Origin of the sequence: Streptomyces hilarionis (assembly GCF_024539675.1) — a bacterium.
Classification (GTDB): Bacteria; Actinomycetota; Actinomycetes; order Streptomycetales; family Streptomycetaceae; genus Streptomyces; species Streptomyces hilarionis.
In genome coordinates, this window is record NZ_JAHHIT010000429.1 from 1 (window position 1) to 474 (window position 474).

Annotated in this window: 1 protein-coding gene; it reads left to right on the plus strand. The window is 44.3% G+C overall.

What is annotated here, in order from left to right; translation table 11 throughout:
- Positions 1 to 50: 50 nt before the first annotated feature.
- Positions 51 to 474, plus strand: a 424-nt coding sequence (locus KMS84_RS38985; protein WP_256921300.1) for a tyrosine-type recombinase/integrase, incomplete at its 3' end; no start/stop codon positions are given.

The following is a 474-nucleotide window of genomic DNA, read 5'->3' on the forward strand; positions in this document are numbered from 1 at the left end:
GTCTTCGCGACGATCTTGATCAAAAACGAGAAGGCTTTATATTCCAATCCGTGCTTGGCAGGAGAAAAGTCGTCCGCCAAGGATCTGTCAAAATCGAGAACATCACCAAAAAACTCCAAGAAGAACTTGGAATAGATCGAATCCACACTCATCGCTTCCGGAAAACGATTGCCGAAATATTGATCAATCGTAACGAACGCAATGTTGATATTATTAGACTCTTATTCGGACACGCTAGTTATGCGATGACGCTAAGGTACATCGGCCGCAATCCTTACATCGTTCAAAGCGTGGCGAAAGCAATTGAAGAAAATTATATTCAAGAGTTTACCGACATCATAACGCAGGTTAAGCACTCAACCTCCTCTGGCGATAATGCTCGCCGTTTGGTAGACAAGATTGCTGCCCGTCCGGATGCGTTCACCGGACAAAACTTGAAAGTTACGGTCTTCACTTATGTGACCCACTTGCTAT